The organism is Synechococcus sp. H55.11 (assembly GCF_047462475.1).
Lineage (GTDB): Bacteria > Cyanobacteriota > Cyanobacteriia > Thermostichales > Thermostichaceae > Thermostichus.
In genome coordinates this window covers 22,691-28,926 of sequence record NZ_JANSJI010000061.1, presented here as the reverse complement: position 1 = coordinate 28,926, position 6,236 = coordinate 22,691, and the positions used below count along the sequence as shown (strand labels likewise).

Genomic DNA, 6,236 nt, shown 5'->3' with positions numbered 1-6,236 from the left:
GATTCCACCAGGCCGATGGCCAGAAAGTTGGTCAACAGAGCCGAGCGGCCATAGCTCAAAAAAGGCAAGGGCAGGCCGGTGATGGGGGCCAAGCCAATCGTCATGCCGATATTGACTACCGCCTGAAAGAGGATCATCGCCAACACCCCGATGGCAATGAGAGACCCGAAATTGTCCTTGGCTCCTTGGGCAATCCAGATCAGCCGCGCACACAGAATCCAAAACAGGATCAGCACCGTCAGGGTGCCGACAAAGCCCATCTCTTCCCCAATGGCCGAGAAAATGAAATCGGTGTGCTGCTCGGGGATAAAGTCCAGTTGGGTTTGGGTGCCCTGCTGGATGCCACGGCCCCAGAGCCCACCGGCGCCGATGGCGATGCGGGATTGAATCAGGTGGTAGCCGGATCCCCAGGGCTCTTGCATGGGATCGATAAAAATCTCCAGCCGCCGCCGCTGGTAGGGCTTGAGGATGTGCCAGGCCACCTGGCCCAGATGCCCGGAGAGCAGGTTGATCACTCCAAAGGTCATCGCTCCTGTCCACCGCCAAGGCAGCCGCCAAGCCGCTAGGCTCGCCATGCCCAGGCACCAGATCAGCCAGACCCAGAGCATCCAGCTCAACTCCGCGCGGGTGTGCAGGCCGTAGAGAATGGCCCCCACCCCCGGCGACAGCAGCAGGAGGATCCAACTGCCCTTGGCCCCGGCCCAGTAGAGCATGACCAGCAAGATCACCACAAACACCAGGGCGGTGCCCAAGTTGGGCTGCAGGAAGATCAAAACCCAAGGAGGAGCGACGACGGCAACAGCCACCCAGATTTGGCTGAAGTATTTGATTGGCCAGTGGTGCAAAATGGCCGCCAGGGTGATGATGACCCCCAACTTGGCAAACTCGGAAGGCTGTACCTGGACGCCGGCAATGGAGATCCACCGCTCTGCCCCTCCTCCCGCCGTGCCGAAAAAGAGCACTGCAATCAAGCCCGCCAAAGTCAGGCCATAGGTGAACCAATGCCAGCGTAGCAGCCGCTCGTAGGGGATCCGCGCCACCATCGCCAAAAACACCAGGCTGATCCCGGCCATGATCAACTGCTGCAGCCAGTAGTGGCTGATGGGACGCTCCCAGACAGCGCTGCGGATGGCGATGATGCCGATGCCCGTCAAGGCCAGCACCGTGGCCAGCAAAATGCCGTCGAACTCCCGCCAAGGCAACAGGATTTGCTGCAGGAGCTGTTTCCACCTTGACTGGGGGGGCACTTTCGGATCAGCGCTGGACAGGAAGAGGGCCATATCTGATGGAACGACGCCGGCACCAGTTTATCTCTATTCCCAGCCCTGCAGTTGCTCTAGCCAGGCAGAGAGCCGGGATCCCACCTGTTCTCGGCGCTGCTCAAAATTGGCTGCTGCCCAAATCAAGAGCACCCCCAGCAAGATCCCCATCCCCCACAACAGGATTGGGTCAGTGGTTACCCACAGCCACCCCTGCCGCAAGACGCCCAGGCCAAAGCCCAGGGTGCCCGCCCACAGGTAGGCCCGCACCCGCAGCGCCAAACCCAGTACCCCCAAAGCCAAGCCCAGCCCCACCGGCCAAAACCCCGCCCCCAGTTGCCCGTGGGTTTCGATCAAAGTCACCAACACCAATAGACCCGACGAGAAGGCCCGCAGCCGGTGCCGACTCTCTCGAGCACCAGCCTGTTGCAGTCCGGGATCCACCTGGGCCACATAGAGCAGGGATCCCACCAGAGGCAGGGCATAGAGGGTCAGGGAGGCCCAATCCTGCTGCCAGCCGTAATTCCACAGGATCCAGTTGCTCAAAAACAAGCTGATGTAGCCCAGGCGCACCTGGGAGCGCCAGATGGCCAAGAAAGCGTAGTAGGCTGCCCCCAGCAACAAATTGCTGTTGTTGTCGCCGCCCGCCGTCACCACCAGGGCCAGCAACGGCGCCACCAAGGCCGTATTTGACCAGGGATCCGCCGGCCAGCCCCACCGTTGCCAGGGCAGAAAGTAATAGAGGAGTCCCAGCCCACAGAGCAGGGATCCGGCCCATTGCTCCACCCTCAAGCTGGGGAAGCCCAGCCACATACTACCCAGGCAGATGCCGACTCCCTGCCAAGCGCTGAGGTGGCACCAGGCCGTTGGCAGCCAGCCCGGCTCTGTCGGGGATCCCGGCGTCGATCTTCTCCCCTGGGCGGCGGCATAGGCCGCCAGGCCGGATCCCGTCAGCACCCAGAGGAGCCGCCCCCACCGGCTGAGGCGAAGATCGAAAAGCGCAGGCCAAAGGACGAGGTTGGCCAGGGCCCAGTTGGCCGAGGCCATCCAGCGCAGCCAAGCTCTTTTAAGCTGCAGGGTCGCCACCAGCCAAGGGGGGCAAAGGCGGTAGACCACTGCCAGGAGCCATCCCAGCAACGCGGTCAGCACCAGTCCATCTCCCCAGGATCCCCCTGTCTGCTGGCTCAGGAAGTGAATCCAGCTCTCGTAGGCAGCCAGTGACATCCCGCAGGCCCCCAGGATCCCCTTCCAGTTGACGGGAGGGTCTTCTTCCGTTGGCGTAAGTGGGACGGAGTCCCCACCTTGCTCTTGTGCCCCTGGGATCCCCTGCCCCAGGCCCAACAACACGATGGCCAGGCCTAAGCTGCCCACCCCCGTCAGCTCGCTCCACTGGGCATGGGATCCCAGCCAACCCAGCCCGGCATAGATCAGCGGCCCTGTCTTCCAGCAACTCAGGGTCTGGACTCGCTGCAGGAGCTCTCCCCCGCCGGGGAACAGGAGTTTCTCCGGCCCTATCCAGAAGAGGATCCCCAAGCCCAGGTTGAGGACGGCCCACAGAGGCAGGACGGGACGGGATCCCTGCACAACCCAGAGCAGGATGCCGGTCGCCCCCAGCTCCAAAGCCCAGATCAGCCCGTAGGCGATCCCTTCCACCACCGCCCAGGAAACCGAGCCGGTGGCAGAGTCCGTCCCGTCGGCGCCAACGACCGCCGAGCCACCCCTTGAGAGAGCCACCCCCAGCCGCAGGCCGAGCGCCACCAGGGCCACCCCAGCCGCCAAGGGCAGAGCGCCGGGGAACATGGGCTGCTTGCCGACGGAAATGGGGAGCCGAGAAGGATCCGCCAGGGCCGCCGTTGTCGCCACTGTGAGGGCAAAGAGGAGCACCAACCCCAACAGCAGGCCCCAGCCATCCAGGGCCGGTCGGTAAGCGGCTTGTAGGCGAGAAGAGAGGCGCAAAATTCCGTAGCGACAGCCGCTCAAGAGCAACCCCAGCACCGCCAAGGCCAGCAGCCACTCCGCTTCCGTGAGCGTCGGCAATAGCCGGCTGATTCCCACCAGGCCGATCCCTACACCAAAGGCCACCGCCAGCAGTGCTTCTGGAGCGGGAGAACTGGGAGAGGGAGAAGCCCACAGCCACACCTGAGTTGCCAGCAGCAGCACTCCCAGCCCTAGCCCGAGCAGATCCAGGCCCGGCCTGCCGAGGGTGAGCCCCTGGGCCATCACCAGGGAAAGCACCGCCAGAAGGCGCAGGGATCCCCGCGCCGGAATCCCTTGTCGCCAAGAAAAAGATCCCCCTTGCTCCGGGATCTGCAACCAGCGAGGCATAAACGCCAGGGGCGGCCAGGCCCACACCTGCGCCGCCGTCAAAACCGAGGGCACCGCCAGCCACAGCCAGCCAATGGACTCCGTGCCCTGCGCCAAAAACACAAAGTAGCTGGATCCCAGCAGCACCAGCCCCATCCCTTCGGCGCTCTGCTGCCACAGCCGCACCGGCAGTCCCCCAAAATGTCCTGAGGCTGCCAACAACCGCCCGCCCAGCGCCACCCGCCCCGTCCATTCCAGCAAGCCCAGCAGCAGCAAGATGGCCCCCCAACTGGACAGGCTCCAATCAGGCCAAAGCCAGCGGATCCCGGCCAGAAGCGCCCCCAGCCCATAGGCATGGGTCAGAAATACCCACCCAGCGCCAACCCTGGACTTCTGCCGCAGCCACCAGGCCAGGATGCCAGTACTCAACAGCAAATGCCAAAAGCAAATCGCCGGCTGGGGAAAGCTCAAAAGCAAGAGGGATCCGCCCAGCCCCAACACCAAGCGCTCCGTCGGTTCTGCCAGCGCCGCAAAACCCGCCTCCTCGCCTTCCCGAGGTCTCTGCTGCCAGCGGGCCGCCAGCCCCAGCCACAGCACCTCATAGGGCAACAGCACCAGCCCCAGCAGCCCCCAAACAGAGTCGAGGGGCTGCAACCCACCCGTTAACAGCGCCAGCACGCTCTCCCGCCAGCTTGCCGGCCACACCTGCCAAAAGGCCCAGGCAGTTTCCAGACCCAGCAAAAACAGCAGCGCCAACTCCACCCTCTGCTGACGTTGGCTCAGTCGCCTCGCTAAGAAGCGGATTCCCAGCAGGCTGATGGCCAACACCTGCCAGGCGTTCTCCCCCCAGTCGCTGGCCGCCAGCAGCCAGCCCAAAATCAACAGCACCCCGCTCCACCAGGGCCGCCCCACCTGAGCCGGCTCGTAGTCCTCAGCCGGGCTTTGGGGCAGCCAACCCAAGAGGGCCACCGCCAACCCCAACTGCGACACCTGCACCTGCCCTGAGAGCAGCCCCCGCAAGATCAACAAGGAGCCAGCCGCCCCGATGAGCCACAGCCGGGCCAGCGAGCGGCGGCTCCAGGTGTAAATCACGGTGCTGAGGATCCCCAAGTAGAGGATCCCAAGGACAAGGGTGGGACGAGACTCCGGCGGCCCTAGGCTCCAGAAGAGGTGTAAACCAGAAAGAGATAAGAAGTTCACCAACGTTCCGTAGAAAGCAGAACCCGCCCCCAGCAAGTCGGCCCGTCGCCAGGCTCCCCACGGGATCCCTATGAGTAACCCCAAAGCAACAGCTCGGATCCCCCACGGGATCCCCAGCCCGTCCAGCGCCCACATGTTGATCGGCAGCAGCAGCAAAGCAACAGCCTCTAAAGTTTGGCTTGTCAGACGCAGCCCGTCCTGCCGCTGCGCCCACCTCGCTCCCACCCCAAACGCCGCCGTATAAGCCAAGAGCACCCCGTACTGAGCTGCCGGGGAAAACTCTTGCCAGCGGCTGGCTGCCAGCACCCCCGAAGAGACCACCACCAAAAACAGGCCCAGGAGCAGCAGCCAAGCTACGCTCAGCTCAGACAGCAAGTTGCGCAACAACACAGCTATCCCCGGGGGAGAGGAGAGCTCCCTGGTTTCGGCTGGCGGCTCTTCCCCCGCCACGACAACCCCAGAGCCGGCCAAGCCAGCATTTCTTTCCCGCACCATCTGCGGGATCCAGATCAAATCGAGGAGCTGGCCGATCCCCAGCAGCCCAAAAGTCAGCAGCCAGAGCAGCCCTGTGCGCCAGCGACCCAGATAGAAGCGGTGCAGACCGCAAAGGCCGAACAAACCTAAAATCCAGAGCACGTAGGCCGAGCCCAGACTGGCTGGGATCCCCCCGCCGACAGAAGTGGCTCCTGGCGCCGATTCCGCCTCCAGCCGATACTGCTCCACCAGATGGCGAAAGTGCTCCGGCGTCAGCAAACCCAGCTCCAGCAAGGCTTGCAACCCCCGCAAAACCTGCTGCCGGGATCCCGAAACGGTGAAGTTGAACGAGTAAGAGCGGGACTGCTCGGCTCCCTCAGGTGGAATGTTATCCTGGGATCCCATGGCCGGATTCGTTGAGCAAAAAGGCTTGGGGCCACTGCTACTCTAAGCCTTGCTCTGTTGGATTGCTATGCTCTTCACAAATGCTCCAGCAAAGCGTGGGTGCTGGGCAGGACGGGAAGAGTCATCAACTGCCCCAGCCGCGAAACGGTGAGCTCCGCCGCCGGCATGGGTTCCGAGACCTGTCCGCTGCTGAACACCAGGACTTGGTTGCTGTACGGCAAGATCTCGTCCAAATCCGCCGAGGCAAAAACAATAGCCGTCCCTGCTTGGGCGCGTTCCAGCAGTTGACTCCAGACCCACAGCGCCGACTCAATGTCCAACCCGCAGATCGCAGCGCAGAAAGCCGCTCAGGATCTTGACCAAGGTGCTTTTGCCGGCCCCATTTTCCCCCAGCAGACCGTGGATCGTGCCCGCCTCCACCCGCAAGGACACATCGCGGTTCGCCTGTACCGCCCCAAAGCGCTTGTGGATGTGCAGCAGCTCCACCTTCATCCCGTCTATGCTAACCTGCCCCCCCAGACCCAAAATCCCGAAGAATACAGTTGCTGAGGTTGCAAGCGTCGGTGCTACGATAGCGGCAGCTCGCCGTCAGGC

4 protein-coding genes are annotated in these 6,236 nt (G+C 63.4%); all 4 read right to left on the bottom strand.

The window, feature by feature from the left end:
* The coding region (gene rodA, locus NW853_RS02635) for a rod shape-determining protein RodA (RefSeq protein ID WP_414347625.1) at nucleotides 1-1,280 on the bottom strand (1,280 nt) is incomplete at its 3' end.
* 33 nt (nucleotides 1,281-1,313) lie between these two features.
* Nucleotides 1,314-5,642 (bottom strand): NINE protein, encoded by a 4,329-nt coding sequence (locus tag NW853_RS02630; protein ID WP_414347623.1) that lies wholly within the window; start codon nucleotides 5,640-5,642, stop codon nucleotides 1,314-1,316.
* 74 nt (nucleotides 5,643-5,716) lie between these two features.
* Nucleotides 5,717-5,962, bottom strand: a complete 246-nt coding sequence (locus NW853_RS02625; protein WP_414333889.1) for a hypothetical protein — start codon at nucleotides 5,960-5,962, stop codon at nucleotides 5,717-5,719.
* Nucleotides 5,952-6,134 (bottom strand): ATP-binding cassette domain-containing protein, encoded by a 183-nt coding sequence (locus tag NW853_RS02620; RefSeq protein WP_414333887.1) that lies wholly within the window; start codon nucleotides 6,132-6,134, stop codon nucleotides 5,952-5,954. Before NW853_RS02620 ends, NW853_RS02625 begins: the two co-directional genes overlap by 11 nt.
* Between the last annotated feature and the right edge of the window lie 102 nt (nucleotides 6,135-6,236).